Genomic DNA, 312 nt, shown 5'->3' with positions numbered 1-312 from the left:
CCGCGTCCTGTCGCAACAGGAGGTGCAGGCACTGCTGGACGGCGGGCAGGAAGCCGCGCTGCTGGACCTCATCGCCCAGGACGAGTCCGAGAAGGAACACAGCCTGCAGGCCGTGGCGCTGGAAAAGCTCATCCGCCTGCAGCGCGACCTGCTGGCGCTGCTCAACAACTTCGTCTCGTTCAGCAGCTTCTACCGGCGCGAGGGCGCGGCCTTCCAGGCCGGCACGCTCTACCTGGATGCGCGCAGCTGCGACCTGACCGTGGAAGTGAGCGACACGGCTGCCCATGCCGCGCTGGCCGGCCGCGCCAAGAC

At 68.9% G+C, this 312-nt stretch carries 1 pseudogene; it reads left to right on the top strand.

The window, feature by feature from the left end:
* Nucleotides 1-312 (top strand): annotated as a pseudogene (locus L995_RS14680) (hypothetical protein); the annotation flags it as partial.

It is taken from the genome of Delftia sp. ZNC0008, from assembly GCF_000799035.1.
GTDB lineage: Bacteria > Pseudomonadota > Gammaproteobacteria > Burkholderiales > Burkholderiaceae_C > Comamonas > Comamonas tsuruhatensis.
This window is presented reverse-complemented; position numbering and strand designations above follow the sequence as displayed.